Below are 23,121 nucleotides of genomic sequence, written 5' to 3' on the forward strand. Positions count from 1 at the left end.
CGGCCGCAGGGCGGACGGGGAAGGTTCCCCGACAGGGATTTTCCGATCCGCGGCAGGGCTCATCCTGTCGGCGCGTCATGCCCCGTGGGGCATCGGCGCGCCGCCACCCGATGTGACGCGCGTCACATGGAGCGCGCCGGCACCGGCCGTCTTCTCATCCCTGTCTCATCACCGGCTGGGAGGATGCACGGGTGTCCCGTCGAGCCCTCGCCGTCGCGCTGCTCGCGCTCGTCGCGGCGGTCACCCTCGGCGGTGTCGCCCTGGCCTCGACGCTGGCCCCACCGTCGGACGCCCCGCTCGGCGACCCGGTCCTCGTCGAGCCCACCCCGGGCGGCAGCCCGGCCCCCACGACGCAGCCCACCGCGGGCTCCGGCGACACCCCGTCGCCGGGTCCGAGCCCCTCGGCCGGCGCGCCGACGGCCACCCCTCGCCCGTCGGGCGAGGCCACCCGACCCGCCTCCCCCGTCCCCGTCGACCCTCCGCCGCCCCGCTCCAGCGACGACGACGACGACGACGGTGACGGTGACGACGACGGGGAGGAGCGCGACGACCGGGACGACCACGGCGACGAGGACGACGGCGACCACCGCGGTCCCGGCGGTGGGGACGACGATGACGACGACTGACCCGGCACCCCGGGTGCGGCGCACCCCGAGCGTGCGGACCAAGGTGGTCGCGACCGTCGTCGCGCTCGTGCTCCTGGCCCTGGCGGCCGGGGGCGTCGCGACCTGGGCCATCCAGCGCCGCCAGGCCGACGAGCGCATCGACCGCAACCTCACCCGCTCGGTCGCGCAGCTGCGCCAGACCGCCTCGAGCACCACCGAGGGAGGGGTGCCGGAGGCGCTGCGCCGGGCGCTCCAGCAGACGGTGCCGTTGCCGGCCGAGGGGATGATGGGCCTCGTCGACGGTCGCCCCACCTGGTACGCCCCGCGAACCGTGCCGCTGCGGCTCGAGGACGACCCCCGGCTCGTCGCGGCCCTCGCCGGCGTGCCGACCGACCGGTCCCGCCTGACGACGGTCACGACGAGCCGCACCACGTACCGGGTGGCGACCGTCCCGGTCCGGGTCGACGGTGACGCGCGCCTCGGCCTCTACGTCCTCGCCGCGGACCGCGACGCCGAGCTCGACGCCCTCGCGGCGACGTGGCGCACCTACGCCCTCGTCGCGCTCGGGGCCCTCGCGGTCGTGGCGGTCGCCGGCTCGATGGTGCTGCGGCGACTGCTGCGCCCCCTCGACGACCTGCGCGAAACGGCCCAGCGCATCACCGACACCGACCTCTCAGAGCGGATCCCGGTGCGCGGCACCGACGACGTCGCCGAGCTGACCCGGACGGTCAACGCGATGCTCGACCGCCTCGAGACCTCCATCGACGGACAGCGCCGGCTCCTCGACGACGTCGGGCACGAGCTGCGCACCCCGCTGACCGTCATCGGCGGGCACCTCGAGGTGATGGACCGCAGAGACCCCACGGACGTCGCCGCGACTCGCGAGCTGACCCTCGACGAGGTGCAGCGGATGCGGCTGCTCGTCGACGACCTGCTCGTGCTCGCCCGGACCGAGCGCCCCGACTTCGTCCGCCGCGCACCGACGCGCATCGGGGTGCTCACCGACGACGTCCTCGACAAGGCCCGGATGCTGGGGCCGCGGGTGTGGGTCGTCGGCGAGCGCGTCGACGTCGAGTGCGACGTCGACCCGGTGCGCCTCACCCAGGCCTGGCTCCAGCTCGCCGAGAACGCCGTCAGCTACTCGGAGCCGGGGTCGCGGGTGACCATCGGTTCCTCCCTCGCGGGAAACCGGTTGCGGCTGAGGGTGACCGACGAGGGACGCGGCATCGACCCGGAGGACGTCGACCGCGTCTTCGAACGCTTCGTGCGGGGCCGGAGCGTCGTGGACGCGGGCATCCCCGGGTCCGGGCTCGGGCTCGCGATCGTCGCCGCGATCGCCGCGGGGCACGGGGGCACCGTCGACCTGTCGTCGACGCCGGGCCGGGGCACGACGGTCGTCCTCGACCTGCCGGTGACCCCGGCGGCCGCGGCGACGCGCCCGCTCGAGCTGCACCCCGAGGAGGTCCCGTGAGCCGCATCCTCGTCGTCGAGGACGAGGAGCGGATCGCCGCCTTCGTCGCCAAGGGACTGCGCGCCGCCGGCATGCAGCCCACCACCGTGCGCACCGGCCGGGACGCGCTCGCGCACGTGGCCGCCGGCGAGGTCGACCTCGTCGTCCTCGACCTCGGGCTGCCCGACCAGGACGGCTTCAGCGTGCTGCAGCGGCTGCGCGAGACCGGGTCGAGCATCCCCGTCATCATCCTCACGGCGCGGACCTCGGTGGCGGACACCGTCGCCGGGCTCGAGGGCGGCGCGGACGACTACATGCCGAAGCCGTTCCGGTTCGAGGAGCTGCTCGCCCGCATCCGCCGTCGGCTCAGCGGGCCGGCCGGCGCGGGAGGCGCGACGACCCTCACCCACGGGTCGGTCTCGCTCGACCTGCGCACCCGCCGCGCGAGCGTGGGCTCGACGGAGGTCGAGCTGTCGGCACGCGAGTTCGCCCTCGCCGAGGCGTTCCTGCGCAGCCCCGGGCAGGTGCTTTCGCGCGAACAGCTGCTGTCGCGGGTCTGGGGCTACGACTTCGACCCGGGCTCCAACGTCGTCGACGTCTACGTGAGGTACCTGCGCAACAAGCTCGGGCCCCAGGTCGTGGCCACCGTGCGCGGGATGGGCTACCGGCTCGACGGCTGAGCGACCGCCCCGGCGAGCGCGGCCTCGGCGAGGTCGAGCAGCCCGGCGGCGTCGACCGTCTGCGGGGCACCCACCCGGGCGCGGTCGTGGGCTCCGACCGCGAGCGAGAGGAGGACGCCGGCGGTGCGCACGTCGAGCGCCTCGGCGCCGACGAGCGTGCCGGCCCGGGTGCGCCAGCGGTCGGCCACCGCGGACCCGGCCGGGCCCAGGGCCAGGGCGTGGGCCACGAGGCAGGCGAGGTCGTCGACGCGGTGCCCCGGTCCGACGGTGTCGACGTCGAGCAGGCCGCGCAGCCGCCACCGGTGCCCGGGGCGGTCACCCTCCCGGTCCGCGGTCAGCTGGCCCTCGTGGAGGTCGCCGTGGGCGGGGACGACGGGCCCGAGGTCGACCTCCGTGGAGCGGCGCCGGACGGCCTCGGCGACCTCGTGGGCCCGCTCGCCGCAGGACGTGCCGGCGAGCGACGCGGCGTACTGCCGGGCCCGGTCCGACCACGCGGGGCGCGCCGGCAGGTCGCGGACCCCGGGGGGCAGGGCCTCGAGGAGGGCGACGAGGTCGTCCACCTCGACCCCGTGCGCGTCGTCGGCGACGACGGCGTCGAGGAGCGGGATCCCGGGCAGCGGGTCGAGGACGAGCACGCCGAGCGCCTCGTGCTCGGCGGCGACGGCCGGCACCGGGACGCCGGCATCGGCGAGCAGGTGCAGCCGGCGGCGGACGTCGGACCATCCCCCGCGGGCGCCGGGAGCGGTGCGCAGGACCTTGGCCCACGACGTCGAGCCCTCGTGGTCGATCCGGACGACCGCCCGCCGCAGGGGCCGGTAGCCGACGAGCGCCACCCCGACAGGGGCGACCCCGGCGGGTGCGGGCCCGCCGGGGTCGGCCCCCGCGAGCGGTCCGCGCGGCAGCAGGGTCGCCGCGCGGACCGGGTCGCAGGCCGGCGCGAGCCCGGGCAGGGCCGGGTCGTCCGGGAACCGCCAGGCGAGCACGCGCCCGGTCGCCGACCCGAGGGTGACCAGTCCGGGAGCGGACGGGTCGACACCCGCGGCCGAGGACGTCGTGAGGACGACGTACTCCTCGGCGCTCGAGCCGTCGGGGCGCTGCACCCTGACGCGGTGCCCCGCCGTGACGCCGTCACCGGGCCGGACGTCGACGGCGTGCAGGGCGTGGTCGAGCACGCGGGCACCGGTCGTCGACACCGCGAGGGCGAGAAGCTCGCCCGCCCCCGCGCCGAGGACGTCCGGGCCCGGGTGCCCCACCGTCAGTCCGCGCTGGGGGCCGTGGCGGGGGTGGCCGGCGTCGCGGGGCTCTCGGCCGTGGGCGCCGTGGCCGGGCTGTCCGGGGTCGGCGGCGTCTGGGTCGAGGCCGGCGTCGCCGGGCTGTCCGGGGTGGGAGGGGTCTGGGCCGTCGGGGCCGAGACCGGCGAGGCCGGCGTCACGGGCGTGGCCGCCGACGCCGGGGTCACGGGCGTCACGGCCGAGGCCGGGGTGGCCGGGGTCGCCGCGGTCTCCGAGGCCTCGGGCGCGGGCACGGTCGGCACGTCGGTGGGGCTCGGCTCGGCCGTCGGGGTCGCGTCGTCGGACGCGGTCGGCGCGGCCGAGGAGCTGCTGCTCGCGGGCCGGGCCGTCGAGGCGTCGTCGGCGCTCGCGCCGGCGGCCACCGTCGTGCCGACGATCGCCGCGGCGCCGAGGGCGCCGCTCACGACCCAGGCGGTGCGGGGGATGGTGCGCATGAGGGACCTCCTGGTACGGGGACGGCCGGTGCCGCCCCGGGGGAGCCAGCCTCACGGCCCCGGATGAGACCCGGGGGAGACGGGGATGAGAGGCCTCTCATCCGGACACGGCCGACGTCAGCGCACGATCAGGCCGTCGCGCGCGGCGTCGCGCAGGAAGGCCGTGGCCTCGGTGCGCACCGCCTCGTCGTCGAGGTCGAGCAGGCCGGCGATGGCCGCCGTGGCGGCGCGCGCCGTGAGCTCGCCGTCGCACACCGAGACGAGCGCCGCCGTCAGCGTGGTGAGCGGCAGGTGGCGACGCAGGCCGCCGCCCTGACGGAGCAGGATGACGCGCGGGTCGGCCTCTCCCGGAACGGAGTGCCGCTCCTCGGTGACGTCGTCGGCCACGCGCCAGGCGGTGTCGAGGACGGCGTCGTCGTCGTGCTCGGCCAGCCAGGTCCGGGCGCGCAGACCGGCGAGGACGGAGGGTCCCATCGGCTGCTCGACGGGGCCGGGGACGTCGACGAGGTCGCGGAACGGCTCGCGGCCGGTGGTCGGCCGCTGGAGGGTGACGACCCCGAAGCCGATGGCCTCGACGTCGCGTGCCGCGAAGTCGTCGAGCCACGCGGTGTACATCGCGTTGAAGTCGGCGGTGCCGGGGTGGTGCCCGCCGTCGCGGGCCCAGGTCTCGGCGTACTCGGCGGGGTCCTGCACCTCGCGCTGGACGACCCACGCGTCGAGGCCGGTGCCGTCGAGCCACTCCCCCACCCGCTCGGTCCACGTCGTGCCCCGCGGCACCTCCCAGTTGCCGAGCAGCTGGGCGACCCCGCCCGGCTCGAGGTGGGAGCCGACGGTGCGGACGAGGTCGCGCACGACGGCGTCGCCGGCGGCCCCGCCGTCGCGGTACTCGAAGAGCGGCACCGCGCCCGAGCGCGGCGTGATGACGAACGGCGGGTTGGAGACGACGAGGTCGAAGCGCTCGCCGGCGACCGGGTCGAGCATCGAGCCGGAACGCACCTCCCAGCTCAGGCCGTTCAGCGCGGCGTTGAAGCGGGCGTACGCGAGGGCACGCTCGGAGAGGTCGGTGACGGTGACCCGCTCGGCGTGCGCCCCGAGGTGCAGGGCCTGGACGCCGCACCCGGTGCCGAGGTCGAGGGCGCGGGTGGCCGGGAGGCGCGGCGTCCACGACGCGAGCGTCGCCGAGGCGCCGCCGACCCCGAGCACGTGGTCGGGCGTCAGCGGGCGGCCGGTGGCCAGCTCGCCGAGGTCGGAGGCGACCCACCAGTCCGCGCCGTCGGCGGCGTAGGGCCGCAGGTCGCAGAGCGCGACGACCGCGTCGCCCTCGGGGGCGAGCAGGCCGAGCTCGACGCCGCCGGACACCCCGAGGCCCGGCAGCGCGGCGGCCACCTCGGGCGCGTCGACCGGGTCGCCGAGGGTGAAGAGGCGCACGAGGGCCGCGCGCGGGTCGTCGGAGGCGTCGGTGGCGCGCTGCGCCGGCAGGGCCTGGTCACGGTCCAGGGCGGCGGCGGCCATCGGGCCGAGCAGGTCGGTGACCCCGGCGACGGTGAAGCCGGAGGCGGTGAGGTCGGCGCGCAGGCGGGCGACGAGGGCGGCGTCGGCACGGGGCGGGTTGGCGGTCATCGAGGACGAGCCTAGGGCGTGCGCGGGCGCCCTCACCTCCCCCGCCCGTCCCGCACGAGGGAGGCCAGCTCCGCTCGGGAGGTGATGCCGAGCCGGGCGTAGACGTTGCGGAGGTGGTACTCGACGGTCTTCGGGCTGAGGAAGAGCCGCAGGGCCGTCTCGCGCGTCGTCAGGCCGTCGGTGACGAGCACGACGATCTGCCGCTCCCGGGGCGTCAGGGCGTCGAGGACGTTCGTCCCGCGCCGGGCGGTGGGCTCCCCGGTGGCCTCGAGCTCGGCCGCCGCGCGGTCCGCCCAGGGCCGAGCGCCCAGGCGCTCGAAGACCTCGAGGGCCGCGCGCAGTGGGGCGCGGGCGTCGGCCCGGCGCCGCAGCCGGCGCAGGCGCTGGCCGTGGAGGAGGGCCGAGCGCGCGGACTCGAAGGCGTCACCCGTCCGGGCGTGCAGCCCGGCGGCCACGGCGAACTGCTCGTCGACTCCGTCCGGGTCGGCGAGCAGGCCCTCGGCGCGCGCGGCTCGCGCGAGGGCCCACGGACGGGCCTTGACCCGGGCCCGGGCGGCGTACCGGTCGACGACGGTGACGGCCTCCTCGCGCCGGCCGAGGAGCACGAGGCACTCGGCGAGCTCGGGGCCGGGATGCAGGTCGACGTCCTCGAGGCCCAGCGACTCGAGCCGTTCCGCCACCGCGGAGTACCGGCGCGCGGCGTCCTCCGCGTCACCGGCGGCCAGCGCGGCGTCGCCGCGGGCGAGGCGAGCCCACAGGTCCGCCATCCGGTTCGCACGCGGGGCCGCGAGCGCCACGGCGGCGTCGGCGTGCGCGGCGCACTCCGCGCGGTCCCCGGTGCGCGCCTCGACCCAGGCGAGACCGGCGAGGGCGATCGCCTCGTCGGTCACGTGGCCGAGCTCATGGGCCAGCTCGATGGCCTCGGCGTACGCCGACCGGGCCTCGGGCCAGCGGTCGCGCGTGGCGGCGTCGCGGCCGAGGTGGAACAGCAGCCGCGGGAGCGAGCCGAGCGCCCACGCGCTGCGCCGGGCGTCGATCGCCCGGGCGAGGTCGTCGGCCGCGTCGTCGCCCCGTAGCCACATCGAGGTGACGAGCGCCCACGCCGCGTCGTCGTCGGACCGCGGGTCGTGCCCACCGGTCGGGGTGCATCGGGGGTCGAGCGCGCCGAGGTCGTTCAGGGCTCCGGCGAGGGCGGACTCCCCGGGGCGCCCGGCGAGCACCTCGGCCATGCCCACGACCATGAGGCACCGCCCACGGGCCGGGCCGTCGACCCCCCGGGCGAGCAGGGCCGCCGCGTGCTCTCCCGCGGCGGCGGCCAGCGACGGGTCGGCCCGGTAGAAGGCGGCGTTGACCAGCTCGCAGAGGGCCCGGCTCACGGCGTCGACCTCCGCGGACGGCGCGGTCGTGACCGCCGCGAGCAGCGCCGGGCCCGCGACGTCGAGCGAGCCGGTGCGGGCGGCGACCGTCCCCGTCAGCGCCTCGGCCCGCCAACGGTCGACGGGGAAGTCGTGGGCCGCCCTGTCGCACAGCTCGATCGCCCACTGGCTGTCACCGGCCACCCATGCGTGGGCGGCCGCGCGCAGCCGGCGGTCGGCCGCGCGCGCAGGGTCCGGGCTGATCGCCGCCGCGCGCTCCAGCCCGGCGGCGGCGGCGCTGGGGGCTGCACGGCCCGCCGCGACGGCCGCGACGTCCTCGAGGGCGGCGGCGAGGGCCTCGTCCGGACCGGCGGCCGCGGCGGCGAGGTGGTGGGCGCGCTCGTCGGTGCGCCCCGGTGGAAGGGCGTCGGCCACCGCGGCGTGCAGCCGGCGCCGGACCGCCGCGTCGAGGCCGGAGTACACGGCGGACCCGACGAGCGGGTGCGAGGGGGCGACCGTGCCGCCGTCGAGCGTGACGAGGCCGGCCCGCTCGGCGCGGTCGACGGCGTCGTCCGCCAGACCGACCGCCGCGGCGGCGGCCGAGACCACGGCCGCCGAGCGACCGGCGAGCGCCGTGAGGGCGACGACCAGCCGCACGTCCTGCCCGGCCGCGCGGGCCCGTTCGGAGAAGACCTCGACGAGGTCGCGGGGCAGCGGCAGCGGGCCGCCCGCCTCGAGCAGGGCGCGCGCGTCGTGGCGGCGCACGAGCTCGGAGACCGCGAGCGGGTTGCCGCCGGTGGCCTCGCGGGCCCGAGCAGCGACCTCGCGGCTGCTCGCGTGGCCGAGCTCGCCGAGCAGGGCGCCCACCGCGTCCTCGCCCAGCCCGTCGAGGACCAGCTCAGGGAAGCCGGAGGTGGTCCACGGTCCCGGCTCGTCCGGGCGGACCGCGGCGAGCACGATCACCGGGTCCGCGGCCAGTCGGCGGGCCGCGAAGGCCAGGGCCCGCGCGGACGCGGCGTCGAGGAGGTGGGCGTCGTCGAGGAGCAGCACGAGCGGCCGGGCCTCGGCCCGCCGCGCGAGCACGCCGAGCGTCGCGGCGCCGACCGCGAAGGGCGGCGGGCCGTCGCCGTCGACGAGGGCCAGCGCGGCCCCGAGGGCGTGCGCCTGCGGAGCCGGCAGGGCAGCGAGCTCCGCGGCGGCGTCGCCGACCACGAGGCCGAGGGCGGCGTAGGGGACCTCGCGCTCGGCGACGGTTCCGACGACGCGCACGACGCCCGCCCCGCCGGCGAGTGCCGCCGCCTCCTCGAGGAGCGTCGACTTGCCGACCCCGGCCTCCCCGACGACCACGAGCGTCCCGCCGTGCCCGAGCCGCGCAGCGGCGAGCAGCCCGCCCACCCGCCGCAGCTCGGCCTCGCGCCCGACGACCATCGGCTCAGTGTAGGAACCCGCCGCAGGACCAGGGTGCCTCCCTGATGCGGGCCCCCGGCGACGGGGCCGATCGTCGAGGCATCGACCCCGGCGGCCAGCGCCGGGATCATGGACGGGAGGACATCCCATGGCACACAGCCAGACCACGACGGTGGACACCGACACGCTCATGTCGTTCGTCTTCCGGGCCGTCGACGAGGTGGGAGCGGCGCTCAACTGTGCGCTCGTCGTCATGGGCGACCGCCTCGGCTACTACCGGGCGATGGCCGACGCCGGCCCGCTGACGCCGGCCGAGCTCGCCCGGCGCACCGGGACCGCCGAGCCGTACGCCCGCGAGTGGCTCAACGCCCAGGCCGCGGGGGCGTTCGTCACCTACGAGCCGGCCGACGGCACCTACGGCCTTCCGCCGGAGCACGTCGTCGCCCTGACCGACGAGACGAGCCCCGCGTTCCTGCCGGGCTTCTTCCAGATCGCCCACGGCACGGTGCGGGACGCCGACCGCGTCCTCGCGGTCGCGCCGGACGGTGACGGCGTCGGCTGGCACGACCACAACACCGACGTCCACGACGGCTGCGAGCGCTTCTTCCGGCCCGGGTACAACGCGCACCTCGTCGCCGAGTGGCTGCCGGCGGTCGACGGGCTCGTCGAGCGGCTGACCTCGGGCGCGAGCGTGGCGGACATCGGCTGCGGGCACGGCGCGTCGACCGTGCTCATGGCGCAGGCCTTCCCCGCTTCACGCTTCGTCGGCTCCGACTACCACCGGGCGTCGATCGAGACGGCGACCAAGCGCGCGGCGGATGCCGGTGTGGCCGAACGCGTCTCGTTCGAGGTGGCGGCGGCGACGGAGTTCGGCGGTTCGGGCTACGACCTCGTGACGACCTTCGACGCGCTCCACGACATGGGCGACCCGGTCGGGGCGGCCACCCGCGTCCGCGAGGCACTGCGCGACGACGGCGTCTGGCTGCTCGTCGAGCCGGCCGCGGGCGACCGGGTCGAGGACAACCTCAACCCCGTCGGACGGGCCTACTACGGCTTCTCGACGCTGCTGTGCACGCCGGCGTCGCTGTCGCAGCCGGTCGGGGCGGCCCTCGGCACACAGGCCGGGCCGGCTCGCATCCGCGACGTCACGCTCGCCGCGGGCTTCACCGGGTTCCGGCTGGCCGCCTCGACGCCGTTCAACAACGTCTTCGAGGTCCGTCCGTGACCTGGCCGGCCTGGACCCGTCCGGTCGCCGAGGGCGACGTCGTCCGTGACGGCGTGCGCCTGCGGTGGACCGTGCACGGGTCCGGGCCGGCGACGGTCGTCCTGCTGCCCACCTGGTCCATCGTCCGGTCGCGGATGTGGAAGGCCCAGGTCCCCCACCTCGCGCGGCACCACCGGGTGGTCACCTTCGACGGGCGCGGCAGCGGCGAGTCCGACCGACCCGAGGGGGCCGCCGCCTACGCGAACGACGAGTACGCCGCCGACACCCTCGCCGTGATGGACGCCGTGGGCGTCGGCGCGGCGGTGCTCGTCGGGCTCTCGAGCGGCGCGGCGTGGGCCGCCCAGGTGGCGGCGGCCCGTCCGGACCGGGTCACCGGGCTCGTCGCCTTCGGACCGCCCGGTGGCAGCTGGAGCCCGCAGGCCCACCACGAGGTCGGCACCTTCGCCGACCCGCCGCAGTCGACGGAGGGCTGGTCGGCGTACAACCGGCACCACTGGCTCGGCGGCGGTTACGACGACTTCGTCGAGTTCTTCTTCGCGCAGATGTACAGCGAGCCCCACTCGACCCGCCAGCGCGAGGAGTCGGCCGAGTGGGCCCACGAGGTGGGGCCGCGGGTGCTCGCCGACGCCACCTCGGGACGGCTCGGCCTCGACGGCGCCGCGCTCACGGACCTCGCGGCCGTCCTCGACGAGGTGCGCTGCCCGGTGCTCGTCGTCCACGGCACCGACGACCGGGTCCGCGCCCCGGCCGACGGGGAGGCCTTCGCGCAGCGCACGGGGGGCTCGCTGCTGCTCGTCGAGGGCGCGGGGCACGGCGTCCCCGCCCGCGACCCGGTGCTCGCCACCCGGGAGATCGACCGGTTCGCCCGGCAGGTGGCGAGGTCGGGGGAACCCGGGCGCCGCTGGACCCGGGCCCTGTCGCGGTCTCGGGAGGTCCTCGTGCTCTCCTCCCCCATCGGCCTGGGCCACGCCCGGCGCGACCTCGCCGTCGTCCGGGCCCTGCGCGAGCAGCGTCCCGACGTGCGGGTCCGCTGGCTCGCCCAGGACCCCGTGACGCGGGCGCTGGAGCGGGCCGGCGAGGAGGTGCACCCGGCGTCGGCGTGGCTGGCGTCGGAGTCGGCCCACGTCGAGGCGGCGTGCGGGGAGCACGACCTCGACGCCTTCGACGCGATCCGCCGGATGGACGACCTCCTCGTCACCAACTTCCTCGTGCTCGACGAGGTGCTCGAGCGCGAGGACGTCGACCTCGTCGTCGGCGACGAGGCGTGGGAGACCGACCACTTCCTCCACGAGAACCCCGAGCGCAAACGGGGTGCGTTCGCCTGGCTGACCGACTTCGTCGGGTGGCTGCCGATGCCGGCCGGGGGCGAGCAGCAGGCGGCGCTCACGGCCGACTACAACGCCGAGATGCTCGAGCACCGGGCCCGCTTCCCGTGGGTGCGTGACCGGTCGGTCTTCGTCGGGTCGCCGGACGACGTCGTCGAGGGCACGTTCGGGCCCGGGCTGCCCGGCATCCGCGCGTGGACCGAGCGCGAGTTCGACTTCGCCGGGTACGTCACGGGGTTCACGCCGCCGGGCGAGGAGGAGCGGGTGCGCTGGCGCGCCGAGCTCGGCTTCGGGGCCGAGGAGACCGTGTGCGTCGTGGCCGTCGGCGGGACGTCGGTCGGGGCGGGGCTGCTCCGGAGGGTGCTGGCCGCGGTGCCCGCCTGCCGCCGGGCCCGGCCGGACCTGCGGTTCGTCGTCGTCGCCGGCCCGCGCATCGAGCCGTCGTCGCTGCCGGCCACGCCGGGGGCGGAGGTGCTCGGGTGGGTCCCGGACCTCTGGCGCCACCTCGCCGCGTGCGACGTGGCCGTCGTCCAGGGCGGCCTGACGACGTGCATGGAGCTCACCGCGTCCCGGACGCCGTTCCTCTTCGTCCCGCTGCGGAACCACTTCGAGCAGAACATCCACGTGCGCCACCGGTTGGAGCGCTACCGGGCCGGGACGCACCTGCCGTACGAGGAGCTGCTCGAGCCCGACGCGTTCGCCGCGGCCCTCCTCGCGACGCTCGCCGCCCCGGTCACGGCCCGTCCGGTCGAGACCGACGGCGCCCGGCGGGCGGCATCCCTGCTCCTCGACCTGCTCTGAGGGAGCCGAGGCCCCTGATCACACCGGTCGAACGTACAGAACACGCCGCGGGCCAGGAGCGGCACGCGGCGTGTTCTGTACGTTCGACGGGGTTCTCGGCCCGCCGGGCGGCGGTGCGGGTCAGGCCTGGACGGGCTCCGGCTCCGCGGAGGGGACGTCGGGGTCGACGTCGTCGCCCCCGATGGCGATGTCCTTGCTCTTGGACACCGCGACCGCCCCGACGACGACGGCGAAGGCGACGCCGGCGATGCCGTAGCGGATCGGGGCCGAGGCACCCGAGCCCACCGAGAGCGTGACGATGGCCGGGGCGATGAGCACCGAGACGAGGTTCATCACCTTGATGAGCGGGTTGATCGCCGGGCCCGCGGTGTCCTTGAACGGGTCGCCGACGGTGTCGCCGATGACCGTGGCCGCGTGGGCGTCGGTGCCCTTGCCGCCGTGGTGGCCGTCCTCGACGATCTTCTTCGCGTTGTCCCACGCGCCACCGGAGTTCGCGAGGAACACCGCCATGAGCGCGCCGGAGCCGATGGCGCCGGCGAGGAACCCGGCGAGGGCCCCGATGCCGAGGCCGAAGCCGACGGCGACCGGCATGAGCGCGGCGAGCAGACCGGGTGTCGCGAGCTCGCGGAGCGAGTCCTTGGTGCAGATGTCGACGACGCGGCCGTACTCCGGCTTCTCGGTGCCGTCCATGATCCCCGGGTGCTCGCGGAACTGGCGGCGCACCTCGAAGACGATGGCGCCGGCGGCGCGGGTGACCGCGTTGATGGCCAGCCCGGAGAAGAGGAACACGACGGCGGCACCGATGATCAGGCCGACGAGGGTGTTCGGCGAGGTGACGAAGGCGTTGGCCTCCGCCACGAAGGTCTCGACCTCGGCCTGGGTGAGGCCCTCGACCTGCGTGCTGCGCCAGGCGTCGGTGTACGAGCCGAAGAGCGCGGTCGCCGCGAGCACGGCGGTCGCGATGGCGATGCCCTTGGTGATCGCCTTCGTCGTGTTGCCGACCGCGTCGAGCTCGGTGAGGATCTGCGCGCCCTCGCCGTCGACGTCGCCGGACATCTCGGCGATGCCCTGGGCGTTGTCGGAGACCGGGCCGAAGGTGTCCATCGCGACGATGACGCCGACGGTGGTCAGCAGGCCGCAGCCGGCGAGCGCGATGAGGAACAGCGAGAGGGCGACCGCGCCACCACCGAGGAGGTAGGCGAGGTAGACCGCACCGCCGATGATCGCCGCGGTGTAGACCGCCGACTCGAGGCCGACGCCGATGCCCGAGAGCACGACGGTGGCCGGGCCGGTGAGGGAGGTGCGCGCGACGTCCTGGGTCGGGCGCTTGTCGGTGCCGGTGAAGTGGCCGGTGAGCCACAGGATGATGCCGGCGAGGACGATGCCGATGACGACGGCGAGGACGGCCGCAAGGCGCGGGTCGCCGCTCAGCGTGGCGATCTGCTCGTTGGAGCTGCCGAGCTCGGCGTACGTCGACGGCAGGTAGGTGTAGGCGAGCACCGCGGAGAGCACGGCCGAGACGGCGGCGGCGATGTAGAAGCCGCGGTTGATGGCGCTCAGCGCGTTCTCGCCCGGGCGGGCCTTGGTGATGTAGACGCCGAGGAGGGCGGTGAGCGCGCCGATGGCGGGGACGAGGAGCGGGAAGACGAGGCCGTAGGCGCCGAACGCGACCGACCCGAGGATGAGGGCGGCGACGAGGGTGACGGCGTAGGACTCGAAGAGGTCGGCGGCCATGCCCGCGCAGTCACCGACGTTGTCGCCGACGTTGTCCGCGATGGTCGCCGCGTTGCGCGGGTCGTCCTCGGGGATTCCCGCCTCGACCTTGCCGACGAGGTCGGCGCCGACGTCGGCGGCCTTGGTGAAGATGCCGCCGCCGACGCGCATGAACATCGCGAGGAGCGCGGCGCCGAAGCCGAAGCCCTCGAGGACCTTCGGGGCGTCGCCCTTGTAGACGAGGACGACGATCGAGGCGCCGAGCAGGCCGAGACCGACGGTCGCCATGCCGACGACGCCGCCGGTGCGGAAGGCGATCTTCATGCCGGCGTCGCGCCCGCCCTCGTGCCGGGCGGCCGAGGCGACGCGGACGTTGGCCTTGACGGCCAAGCTCATGCCGAGGTAGCCGATGGCCGCCGAGAACAGCGCGCCGAGGATGAAGAAGCCGGAGCGGCCCCAGCGGACGCCGGCGGTGTCGGCGGGCAGGAGCAGCAGGAGACCGAAGACGAGCACGACGAAGATGCCGAGGGTCTTGAACTGGCGCGCGAGGTAGGCCTGGGCCCCCTCCTCGACGGCCGAGCCGATCTCCTGCATCTTCTCGGTGCCCGGGTCGGCCGCGAGCACCTGGCCACGGAACACGAAGCCCATGACGAGCGCCACGAGCGCGATGGCCGCGACCGTGATGACCAGCGTCTGGTTCGTCCCGGTCAGGTCCAGGGCTCCCGACTCGGCGGTCGCGAGTGCGAGGGGTGCCATTCCATCCTCCTTGACGGCGTCGTTCGTCCCCGGGCGCGCAGTCGCGCCGACAGGAGGGACGGTCCGGTCGGACTGTACCGGTCCGCATGCGGGGGCCGCCCGCCCGGGTCGGGGTGACGCGGTTCACACCGGCGTGGTGTTCGGGCCGGTCAGGGCGCCGCGCCGACGTGGCGGTCCGGTGGAGGGGGTGCGGCGCTCAGGCCGCGAGCGCGTCCTCGAGGGTGTCGTGGATGCCGAAGACCTTGTCGAGCCCGGTGATGCGGAAGACCCGCAGGATGCGCTCGCTCGAGCAGACGATGCGCAGCCAGCCGCCGTCGTTGCGGACGAGCTTGAGCCGGCCGACGAGGACACCCAGGCCCGTGGAGTCGAGGAAGGTCACGGCGTCGAGGTCGACGACGAGCCGGACGTGGCCGTCGGCGACCTCCTGGTCGAGGGTCTGGCGCAGCTGCGCAGCGGTGTAGACGTCGACCTCGCCCTCGACGGTGACGACGCCGACGTCGTCGTGGTGGGACGTCGTGACGGAGAGCTCCACGCCTCAGGCTCCTCGGGGTGCAGCGGAATCTGGCTCGTTCCGGCCACGACGCGGGCGGCGTCGGGACCAAGGATTACCGTAACGGCCGTGTCCAGCCCGGCCCAACACCTCGCCCGCGTCGCGCGCGGGTCGCGGTCCGAGCGGCTGCTCCACGTCGAGCACGTCCCGGCCCGTCCGGCCCGGCTCGCCGAGTGGCCGGCGGACCTCGCACCACCGGTGCTCGCCGCGCTCCTCGGCGCCGGGATGGAGCGGCCCTGGAGCCACCAGCGCGAGGCCATCGACCTCGTCCGCGCCGGCCAGCACGTCGTGCTCTCGACGGGGACGGCCTCGGGCAAGAGCCTGGGCTACCTCGTGCCCGTCCTCGGCAGCATCGTCGACGGCGCCGCGCGCGGGGGGCTGCGGCGGCCGACCACCCTCTACCTGTCCCCCACCAAGGCGCTGGCCGCCGACCAGCTGGCCCGCATCGAGTCCCTCGCGGTGCCCGGCGTGCGCGCCGCGACCTACGACGGCGACACCCCGCCCGACGAGCGGCGCTGGGTGCGCGAGCACGCCGACGTCGTCCTGACCAACCCCGACCTGCTCCACCACTCGCTGCTGCCCGGGCACGAGCGCTGGTCGGGGTTCCTCCGCGGGCTGCGCTACGTGGTCGTCGACGAGTGCCACGTGTACCGCGGCGTCTTCGGCGCCCACGTCGCGGCCGTGCTGCGGCGGCTGCGCCGTGTCGCGGGGCGGTACGGCGCGACGCCCACCGTCGTCCTCGCCTCCGCGACCGTCAGCGACCCGGCCGGTCACGCCTCACGGCTCACCGGCCTGCCGGTGCGCGCCGTGACGCACGACGGCTCCCCCCGGGGCGCGATGACGTTCGCCCTCTGGGAGCCCGAGACCGGCGAGGACGGCGAGCGGCGGTCCGCGACCACCGAGGCCGCCGAGCTGCTCGCCGGGCTCGTGGAACAGGGCGTCCAGACCGTGGCCTTCGCCCGGAGCCGGGCCGGTGCCGAGGCCCTGGCCACCGGTGCCCGCCGCCGGCTCGAGGGCATCGACCCGGAGGCCGCCGGCGCGGTGGCGGCCTACCGCGGGGGCTACCTGCCGCAGGACCGGCGCGAGCTGGAGCGCGGGCTGCGCGCCGGGACGCTGCGCGGGCTCGCGGCGACGACCGCGCTCGAGCTGGGGATCGACGTGAGCGGGCTCGACGCCGTCGTCATGGCCGGCTGGCCCGGGCGGCGGGCCAGCCTCTGGCAGCAGGCCGGCCGCGCGGGGCGCTCGGGGGCCGAGTCGCTCGCCGTGCTCGTCGCCGCCGACGACCCGCTCGACGCCTACCTCGTGCGACACCCCGAGGCGATCTTCGGCGCCCCGCTGGAGAGCACGGTCGTGGACCCGGAGAACCCCCACGTCCTCGCTCCGCACCTCGCGGCGGCGGCCGCCGAACTGCCGATCGGCGAGGCCGACCTCGAGCTGTTCGGGCCCGGGGCCCGCACGCTGCTCGACGTGCTCGTCGCGAACGGCATCCTCCGGCGCCGCCCGACCGGCTGGTTCTGGGCCCGTGAGGACCGACCGGCCGAGCACATCTCGCTGCGCGGGGCGAGCGACGTCGTCGCGGTCGTCGAGACCCGCACCGGCCGGGTCGTCGGCACGGTCGACGAGGCCGCCGCCCACGCCCAGGTGCACACCGGGGCGGTGCACCTGCACCAGGGCGAGACGTGGGTGGTGACCGAGCTCGACCTCGACGCGCGGACCGCCCACGCCGTGCGCGGCGACCCCGGCTGGTCGACGACCGCGCAGTCGGTGAGCCGCTTCGACATCCTCACGACCGACCGGGTGCACGAGCGGGCGCGCGTCACGACCTGCTTCGGGGCGGTGCGCGTGACCGGGCAGGTGACCGGGTTCGTGCGGCGGCTGCCGAGCGGCGAGGTGATCGGCCGCCACCCCCTCGAGCTCCCCGAGCGAGCGCTGACCACGAAGGCCGTGTGGTGGACCGTGGACCCCGACGTGCTCGCGGCGTCGGGGGTCGCGGAGGCCGACGTGCCCGGTTCCCTGCACGCGGCGGAGCACGCGGCCATCGGGATGCTCCCGCTCGTCGCGACCTCCGACCGCTGGGACGTCGGCGGGGTCTCGACCGCCCTCCACCCCGACACCGGCCTGCCGACCGTCATGGTCTTCGACGGGTACCCGGGGGGCGCCGGGTTCGCCGAGCGGGCCTTCGACGCCTTCGGGGAGTGGGTCGGCGCGACCCGGGACGCGGTGCTGGGCTGCGCCTGCCGCACGGGGTGCCCGGCCTGCGTGCAGTCGCCCAAGTGCGGCAACGGCAACGAGCCGCTCGACAAGGCCGGGGCGGTCGTGGTGCTCGAGCTGGCGCTCGCCTCGGCGGGCTGACCCGGACCGCTCCCCGGCGTTGTCGTGATGGCACCGCACGACCAGGTACCAGCCCGTCGGCACCTGGGCGGTCGCGCCCCCCGCACGGGCGGTAGCCTGCCCGGCATGGTGCTCCTCGGCGTGGTCCTCGTCCTCCTGGCCCTCGGTGCCGGCGCCGCGATGGTGCTCGGCTCGGTGCGCCTCGAGGACCCGGTGTCGATGAACATCCTCGGCGGCACCGTGGACCTGCCGCCGGTCGTCTTCCTCGTCGGCGGCATGGTCGTCATCACCGTGTTCTGGCTCGGCTGGGCCGTGCTGCGCGCGGGCCTGCGCCGTGGCCACCGCCGCCGGGTCGAGACCCGCGAGGCCGAGAAGGCCGCGGAGCAGGAGCGGATCGCCGAGCAGCAGCGGATGAAGGAGGAGGTGGCGACCCGCGAGCGCCTCCTCGAGGAGGAGCGTCGGCGCCACGAGGACGAGACCGCGGCCCTGCGCCGGCAGGCCGACGACCGGGTCGCCGAGCAGCACGCCTCGACCGAGACCGCCCGCCGCCGCGCCGAGGTCGCCGAGGCCAACGCCGACCGACCGGACGCCGGCCCCACCGCCTGACCCGGCCCGACCACCCGACCGGGCGCCCACCGCCGCGAGGCCCGCGCGAGCCCGCCCCTCGACCGTCGCCGGGAGGCCCGGCCACCACGACGGGACCCGTCGACGCACCCGCACGCGCACGTCGACGCCGCCCCCCGGGGCCGGCTCGCACGCGACGAGCTCAGCGGCGTTGGCCCGCGCGACCGCTCCTGCAGCCACGCAGTCCACGGGTGCGCCGGAGGCCAGCGGCGCCGCGGCCGCCAGCGCCGCGAGGTCGGCGGCGCCACGCGCCGAGCGGGCGTCGCGCACCGCCGCCGCGACGAGCAGCCCGCCGCCGAGGACGACCGTGAGGGCCGCCACCGCCCCGACGACGAGCACCGTGGCGCTCCCGCGCTCGGGCCGACCCCGGCTCACGGGGCGCTCTCGAGCCGCGCCTCGGCCACACCCTCCGGGGCCCCGACGGCACCGACCCGGGCGAGGACGGGCACCGGGCGCGAGCGCACGGTGACGCGGACCGTGCGCGACCCGACGACGAGGTCGGCGGTGGCCCCCGCCGGGGCACGGGCCAGCGCCAACGCACGGGCGCGCTCGACGGGTTCGCCCCGGGCCAGCAGCCGCGCGCCGACCTGGGCGGCGTCGAGGCAGCGCACGCGGTCGATCCCGAGCCGCAGGGCCCCGAGGGCGACGGCCAGGACGAGGAGCAGGGCGGGGAGGGCCACCGCCAGCTCGGCGGTGGCCGCCCCCCGCTCGACCCGGGTCACGTGCCGAGCGCGCCGACGATGATCGAGGTCAGCGCGCTCTTGACCGGCCCCGACCTGACGACGACGAGCAGCAGCGCGGCGAAGGCCACGGCGGCCACCGTGCCGACCGCGTACTCGGCGGTGGTCATGCCCTCCTCCCCGTGCCGGCGCAGCCTGGCCAGCGCCTCCCGGGTGTGGTGTGCCGCGATCCTCGCGGTCCGGACGCGTGCGGTCATGGGTCCTCCTCGGTGTGGTGGACGCGCCGGTCGCGCCCTCGGGTCGACCCTCGGCGAGCGAGGGGCTCCGGCGGAAGGGACGGGCTCCGGCCTGTGGACGACGGCTCCGGACCGTCCACCTGTGGACGACGCACCAACCGGCCGGGGCCGCGGCAGCCGCCTCACGCGACCGACCCGAGGAGCAGCAGCACGACGGGGACGACCGTGGTGGCGACGAAGCCGGGGAGGAAGCAGGCGCCGAGGGGCAGCACGAGCAGCACCCCGGCGCGGTGCACCGCGGCCTCGACGCGTCGGGCCTCCGAGGCGCGCATCCGGGCGGCGGCGTCCTCGAGCAGCCCCGCCGGTGCCGCCCCGGCCGCGAGCGCGGCGTGCCACGCGGCCGCCGCCGGGGCCCAGCCCGGGCCCACGCGCGCCCAGGCGCCGTCGGGGGACTCGCCCCAGCGGTGGGCGGCGGCCACGACGGCGAGCTCGCGCCCCGCGGACCCCTCGTCGACGGCCGCGACGGCCTCGAGGCACTCGACGGCGCCACTGCCCCCGCGCAGCACCGCGGCGAGCATCGTCAGGGCGGAGGCGGCGTCGTCGAGGGTGGCGGGACCGCCCGACCGGACCGGCGACGCCACGCGACAGGGACGGCCCGCGCGGCGCGGTGGGGACAGCACGACCGCGAGGAGGACGAGGGCGAGGACCGCGGTCACGGCCTGCCGTCCGTGCGACCGGGGCGGACCGCACGCGCCACGAGCCCGCGCGACCACCACCACCCGACCACGGTGAGGGCGAGCCCGGTGCCGACGGACACGCGCGCGACCGCGGACCCGTAGAGCGCACCCGGTGACAGGCCGAGGAGCACCCCCACGAGGGGACCGGCCAGCGGCAGCAGGGTGAGCAGTCGCATGGAGGCCCGCGGCCCGGCGACCGCGGCGGCGACCCGTTCGCGCGCCGCCACGCGCTCGCGGACGGCGGCGGCCGCACCTGCGGTGGTGCGTGACGCGGCGGCGCCGGTGTGCTCGGAGAGGCGCCAGGCCCGGGCGAGGACGACGAGGTCGCCCGAGACGTCCGGTCCGGTGCGGCGAGGTGGGTCCACGAGGCACGCGGAGACCTCGAGACCGCGGGCGGCCGCCTGCGCCACCCGCGGTCCGAGCCACGGGGCGCCGGACCGGACAGCGGGGCTGCGCGCGGCGACCTCGACGGCGGAGCGCAGGTCGAGGCCGGCCCGCAGGCCCACCGCCGTGACCTCGGCGAGCTCGGCCACCCAGTCACCGTCCGGCTCTCGCCGCCGCCGGCGGGTACCCGCCAGGTGCCGCACGGCCGAGAGCCGACCGAGGAGCTCGGCCGGGGCCCCGGACGAGGCCGCCGGCCAGAGGAGCACGGCCGCCACGAGCAGCAGCAGGGGGGTGGTCATGCCACACCCTCGGCGAACCCCTGCGGGAGGAGGTCGGCCAGCGCCGGCCACGCCGGGGCGCGGCGGGGGCCCGACGGCGTGTCGACGAGGGCGGTGTGGACCGCCACGAGCCCGTCGGGACCGGCGCGGGGCACGCCGAGCCGATGCACCCGGCGCCCCGAGCCGTCGCGCACGACGTGGACCACCACGTCGAGGGCGCCGCGCAGCTGGGCGTGGACGGCCTCCCGGGGCAACCCGGCGAGGGTGCCGAGCGCCTCGAGCCGCGCGGGCACCTCCTCGGGGCCGTTGGCGTGCAACGTGCCGGCGCCGCCCTCGTGGCCGGTGTTCAGGGCGGCGAGGAGCTCGCGGACCTCGGGGCCGCGGACCTCGCCGACGACGAGGCGGTCGGGGCGCATGCGCAGCGCCTGGCGCACGAGCGCGGACATCGCGACCTCGCCGGCCCCCTCGACGTTGGCCGCTCGACCCTGGAGACGGACGACGTGGGGGTGGGCCGGGTCGAGCTCGCGGACGTCCTCGACGACGACGAGCCGTTCGGCGGGGTCGCACTCGGCGAGCAGCGCACCGAGCACCGTCGTCTTGCCGGCCCCGGTGCCCCCGGTGACGAGGAGGCTGCGCCGGCCGCGGACCAGCGCCCGGAGCAGCACCCCGGTGGCCGCGCTGGCGCCACCGGCCGCGACGAGGTCGTCGACGCCGACCATCCGCCGCCGGGGCACCCGGAGGCTGACGTGCGGCCCCTGCTCGACGAGCGGCGGCAGCACCGCGTGCAGGCGGACCCCACCGGGCAGCAGGCCGTCGACCCACGGCTGGGCGTCGTCGAGGCGGCGTCCCGCCAGCCCGGCCAGCCGCACCGCGAGCGACCGGAGCTCGCCGGGCGGGACCTCGACGGCCGACCGCTCGACCCCGTCGCCGCGGTCGACCCACACCGACCCGTCGCCGTTGACGAGGACGTCGGTCACCCGCTGGTCGGCGACGAGCGGCGCGAGCGGGCCGACCCCGGTGAGCCGCTCGGCGAGGGCGGCCGCGGCCGGCTCCGGTCCGTGCGCCCGCGCGTGCGGGCCGGTCCCGACCGACGGACCCGCACCGCCGGCGGGTCCGAGCCCGGCACGGATGGAGCGCTCGACGCCCTCACGGACGAGGTCGGCGCCGGACGCGACCCCGACGCCGTTCACGAGGCCCGCCCGAGAGCGGGTGCCGGCCCGACGGCGACCTCGACGACCCGGTCGGCGCACCGGCGCACGGCGTCGCCGGACCCGGCGGGCCACGCGCCCCGCTCGGCGTCACGGGCGACGCGTGGGTCGTCCGGGAGGTGCTGGAGGTGGGTGGCGCCGAGGTGCGCGACGACGTCGTCGAGCACCCCGGCGCTCGGGCGGGGGCCGCGGGTGACGAGCCGGAGGTCGGGGGGTGACGGCCCGGCGTGCGGGCCACCGCCGAGCCGGTCGACGAGGGCGTCGGCGTCGGCGAGGGACCGGGTGCGCAGACCCGTGAGCACGACGACGAGGGGCGCGTGGCGGAGCACGAGGGGCAGGTGCGGGGACGACGCCGGCAGGTCGACGACGACGGGTCCGCCCGCGACGGCGGAGTCGAGGACGTCGGCGACCGCGCTCGGCGGGACCTCGACGCCCGGCTCACCCCCGGCCGAGAGGAGGCGACACCCGGCCTCGGTGGGGAGCGAGCCGAGGACGAGGTCGGGGGGCAGGGCGCCATGGACCGAGGCGAGCGCGGACCACCGGCGGCCGGCGAGGTGCTCGACGCCGGCGGTGACGTCGAGGCCGCCACCGGTGAGGTCGAGGTCGACGACGGTGACCGGCGGGCCGGCACCGGCCAGCCGTCTGCCCACGGCGAGGGCCAGCGTGCTCGCGCCGAGCCCGCCCGAGGCGCCGACGACGGCGAGCACGGAGGGTGTGGTGGTCATGCCCCGAGCCTGCGGCTCCGGACCGCACCGGAGCCAGGGGAGGTTCCGCACCTGTGGACGACGCGGCCGACGGGCGCTCCTGTGGACGACCGGGGTCCGCGGGTGTCCGCCTTCGGCCAACGCCACGTCCACAAGCGGCCATCGCACGACGACGCGACGCCGGGTCGAGGTGAAACCCGACCCGGATCCGGTCGCGTTTCACCTCGACCCGCCACGGCCTGGATGGGCGACCGCGGTCCGGACATGGGACGGCCCCGGTCGGGGGGACAACCGGGGCCGTCGGCGAGCCGAGCTCCGGGGGGGAGAAGCCGGTTCGCCGGTCGCTCTACCCCGAGGGGGAGCGAGTGGGTCAATCGTGGCTCATGAACAGGCCTCCGCGCAAGCCCGACGAGAACAGTGTCGAAAACCTCCTGAGAGGCGGCACAGAACGACGGATTCCGTCGCATCGGAGGGGAAGTTGAACCCTTGACGACCGCCGCGGGCCCGGACGGCGACGACGCCCCCGCCGCGCCGGCGGGGGCGTCGTCCTGCCGCGATGCTCCGGGCGACCAGGCGTGCTCCATGCCGTCGTCGTCCTGGGTCCAGCCCATCACGATCGGTCCATCAGTGGACTGCCCGCGCGTGGGTACCCGTCGTCTCGCGGTAGGTCGTGCGGTGAGGGGACCCGAGGCGGACCTGAGGTGACCCTCACCTCTCGTTGTACTC

General features: G+C 76.9%; 19 protein-coding genes and 1 pseudogene. 8 read left to right on the top strand and 12 right to left on the bottom strand.

Going from position 1 to position 23,121, the window contains the following annotated elements:
• Window positions 1-191: 191 nt before the first annotated feature.
• Genes JQN70_RS13155 through JQN70_RS13165 form a run of 3 tightly spaced genes read left to right on the top strand, consistent with a single transcriptional unit; the run spans window position 192 to window position 2,735 of the window.
• On the top strand, window positions 192-626 hold the full coding sequence (locus JQN70_RS13155; RefSeq protein ID WP_204131810.1) for a hypothetical protein: 435 nt from the start codon (window positions 192-194) through the stop codon (window positions 624-626).
• Window positions 613-2,076, top strand: coding sequence for a sensor histidine kinase (locus JQN70_RS13160; RefSeq protein WP_204131811.1), 1,464 nt, complete (start codon window positions 613-615; stop codon window positions 2,074-2,076). The genes JQN70_RS13155 and JQN70_RS13160 overlap by 14 nt, the downstream gene beginning before the upstream one ends.
• Window positions 2,073-2,735 carry a response regulator transcription factor gene (locus JQN70_RS13165; RefSeq protein WP_204131812.1) on the top strand — a complete coding sequence of 221 codons (663 nt, stop codon included), beginning with the start codon at window positions 2,073-2,075 and terminating at the stop codon, window positions 2,733-2,735. The genes JQN70_RS13160 and JQN70_RS13165 overlap by 4 nt, the downstream gene beginning before the upstream one ends.
• Here the strand turns inward: JQN70_RS13165 and JQN70_RS13170 are convergent.
• Entirely contained in the window at window positions 2,717-3,835 is a 1,119-nt protein-coding gene (locus JQN70_RS13170) for a phosphotransferase family protein (protein WP_204131813.1), read from the bottom strand. The two genes, JQN70_RS13165 and JQN70_RS13170, sit on opposite strands and share 19 nt — an antisense overlap.
• Window positions 3,836-3,844: 9 nt before the next feature.
• On the opposite strand from JQN70_RS13170, the gene JQN70_RS13175 reads away from it, so the two are divergent.
• Window positions 3,845-4,528, top strand: coding sequence for a hypothetical protein (locus JQN70_RS13175; RefSeq protein WP_204131814.1), 684 nt, complete (start codon window positions 3,845-3,847; stop codon window positions 4,526-4,528).
• Window positions 4,529-4,578: 50 nt separating this feature from the next.
• Here the strand turns inward: JQN70_RS13175 and JQN70_RS13180 are convergent, their stop codons facing one another.
• Both JQN70_RS13180 and JQN70_RS13185 read right to left on the bottom strand, forming a co-directional pair.
• Window positions 4,579-6,081, bottom strand: coding sequence for a DUF7059 domain-containing protein (locus JQN70_RS13180; protein ID WP_204131815.1), 1,503 nt, complete (start codon window positions 6,079-6,081; stop codon window positions 4,579-4,581).
• A gap of 32 nt (window positions 6,082-6,113) precedes the next feature.
• A complete protein-coding gene (locus JQN70_RS13185; RefSeq protein WP_204131816.1) occupies window positions 6,114-8,864 on the bottom strand; it encodes a LuxR family transcriptional regulator in 2,751 nt (916 codons plus the stop codon).
• Between the two features lie 127 nt (window positions 8,865-8,991).
• On the opposite strand from JQN70_RS13185, the gene JQN70_RS13190 reads away from it, so the two are divergent.
• Both JQN70_RS13190 and JQN70_RS13195 read left to right on the top strand, forming a co-directional pair.
• Window positions 8,992-10,068, top strand: a complete 1,077-nt coding sequence (locus JQN70_RS13190) for a class I SAM-dependent methyltransferase (protein WP_204131817.1) — start codon at window positions 8,992-8,994, stop codon at window positions 10,066-10,068.
• A complete protein-coding gene (locus tag JQN70_RS13195; protein ID WP_307835973.1) occupies window positions 10,065-12,194 on the top strand; it encodes an alpha/beta fold hydrolase in 2,130 nt (709 codons plus the stop codon). Before JQN70_RS13190 ends, JQN70_RS13195 begins: the two co-directional genes overlap by 4 nt.
• A 120-nt stretch (window positions 12,195-12,314) precedes the next feature.
• Here the strand turns inward: JQN70_RS13195 and JQN70_RS13200 are convergent, their stop codons facing one another.
• Both JQN70_RS13200 and JQN70_RS13205 read right to left on the bottom strand, forming a co-directional pair.
• Window positions 12,315-14,663 carry a sodium-translocating pyrophosphatase gene (locus JQN70_RS13200; protein ID WP_204131818.1) on the bottom strand — a complete coding sequence of 783 codons (2,349 nt, stop codon included), beginning with the start codon at window positions 14,661-14,663 and terminating at the stop codon, window positions 12,315-12,317.
• Window positions 14,664-14,859: 196 nt separating this feature from the next.
• Window positions 14,860-15,195, bottom strand: coding sequence for an STAS domain-containing protein (locus JQN70_RS13205; protein ID WP_204131819.1), 336 nt, complete (start codon window positions 15,193-15,195; stop codon window positions 14,860-14,862).
• An 87-nt stretch (window positions 15,196-15,282) separates the two neighbouring features.
• Here JQN70_RS13205 and JQN70_RS13210 point away from each other — a divergent pair, with 87 nt between their 5' ends.
• Both JQN70_RS13210 and JQN70_RS13215 read left to right on the top strand, forming a co-directional pair.
• Entirely contained in the window at window positions 15,283-17,565 is a 2,283-nt protein-coding gene (locus JQN70_RS13210) for a DEAD/DEAH box helicase (RefSeq protein WP_204131820.1), read from the top strand.
• A 105-nt stretch (window positions 17,566-17,670) separates the two neighbouring features.
• Window positions 17,671-18,150, top strand: a complete 480-nt coding sequence (locus tag JQN70_RS13215; protein WP_204131821.1) for a hypothetical protein — start codon at window positions 17,671-17,673, stop codon at window positions 18,148-18,150.
• Between the two features lie 99 nt (window positions 18,151-18,249).
• On the opposite strand, the pseudogene JQN70_RS13220 reads toward JQN70_RS13215, so the two are convergent.
• The 7 genes and pseudogenes from JQN70_RS13220 to JQN70_RS13250 form a co-directional block, all read right to left on the bottom strand.
• A pseudogene (locus JQN70_RS13220) lies at window positions 18,250-18,543 on the bottom strand (Rv3654c family TadE-like protein); the annotation flags it as partial.
• Window positions 18,540-18,890 carry a TadE family type IV pilus minor pilin gene (locus tag JQN70_RS13225; protein ID WP_204131822.1) on the bottom strand — a complete coding sequence of 117 codons (351 nt, stop codon included), beginning with the start codon at window positions 18,888-18,890 and terminating at the stop codon, window positions 18,540-18,542. The pseudogene JQN70_RS13220 and the gene JQN70_RS13225, both read right to left, overlap by 4 nt.
• The gene (locus JQN70_RS20560) at window positions 18,887-19,105 is read right to left on the bottom strand and encodes a DUF4244 domain-containing protein (protein WP_204131823.1); all 219 of its coding nucleotides are present in this window, start codon (window positions 19,103-19,105) and stop codon (window positions 18,887-18,889) included. Before JQN70_RS20560 ends, JQN70_RS13225 begins: the two co-directional genes overlap by 4 nt.
• Window positions 19,106-19,266: 161 nt before the next feature.
• Entirely contained in the window at window positions 19,267-19,800 is a 534-nt protein-coding gene (locus tag JQN70_RS13235) for a type II secretion system F family protein (protein WP_204131824.1), read from the bottom strand.
• Entirely contained in the window at window positions 19,797-20,504 is a 708-nt protein-coding gene (locus JQN70_RS13240) for a type II secretion system F family protein (protein WP_204131825.1), read from the bottom strand. Before JQN70_RS13240 ends, JQN70_RS13235 begins: the two co-directional genes overlap by 4 nt.
• Window positions 20,501-21,673: a TadA family conjugal transfer-associated ATPase gene (locus tag JQN70_RS13245; RefSeq protein ID WP_307835974.1), complete on the bottom strand. Its 1,173-nt coding sequence runs from the start codon at window positions 21,671-21,673 to the stop codon at window positions 20,501-20,503. Before JQN70_RS13245 ends, JQN70_RS13240 begins: the two co-directional genes overlap by 4 nt.
• Entirely contained in the window at window positions 21,670-22,416 is a 747-nt protein-coding gene (locus tag JQN70_RS13250; protein ID WP_204131826.1) for a CpaE-like family protein, read from the bottom strand. The genes JQN70_RS13245 and JQN70_RS13250 overlap by 4 nt, the downstream gene beginning before the upstream one ends.
• Between the last annotated feature and the right edge of the window lie 705 nt (window positions 22,417-23,121).

This window comes from Phycicoccus sonneratiae (assembly GCF_016887965.1).
In the GTDB taxonomy this organism is placed as follows: Bacteria; Actinomycetota; Actinomycetes; order Actinomycetales; family Dermatophilaceae; genus Phycicoccus; species Phycicoccus sonneratiae.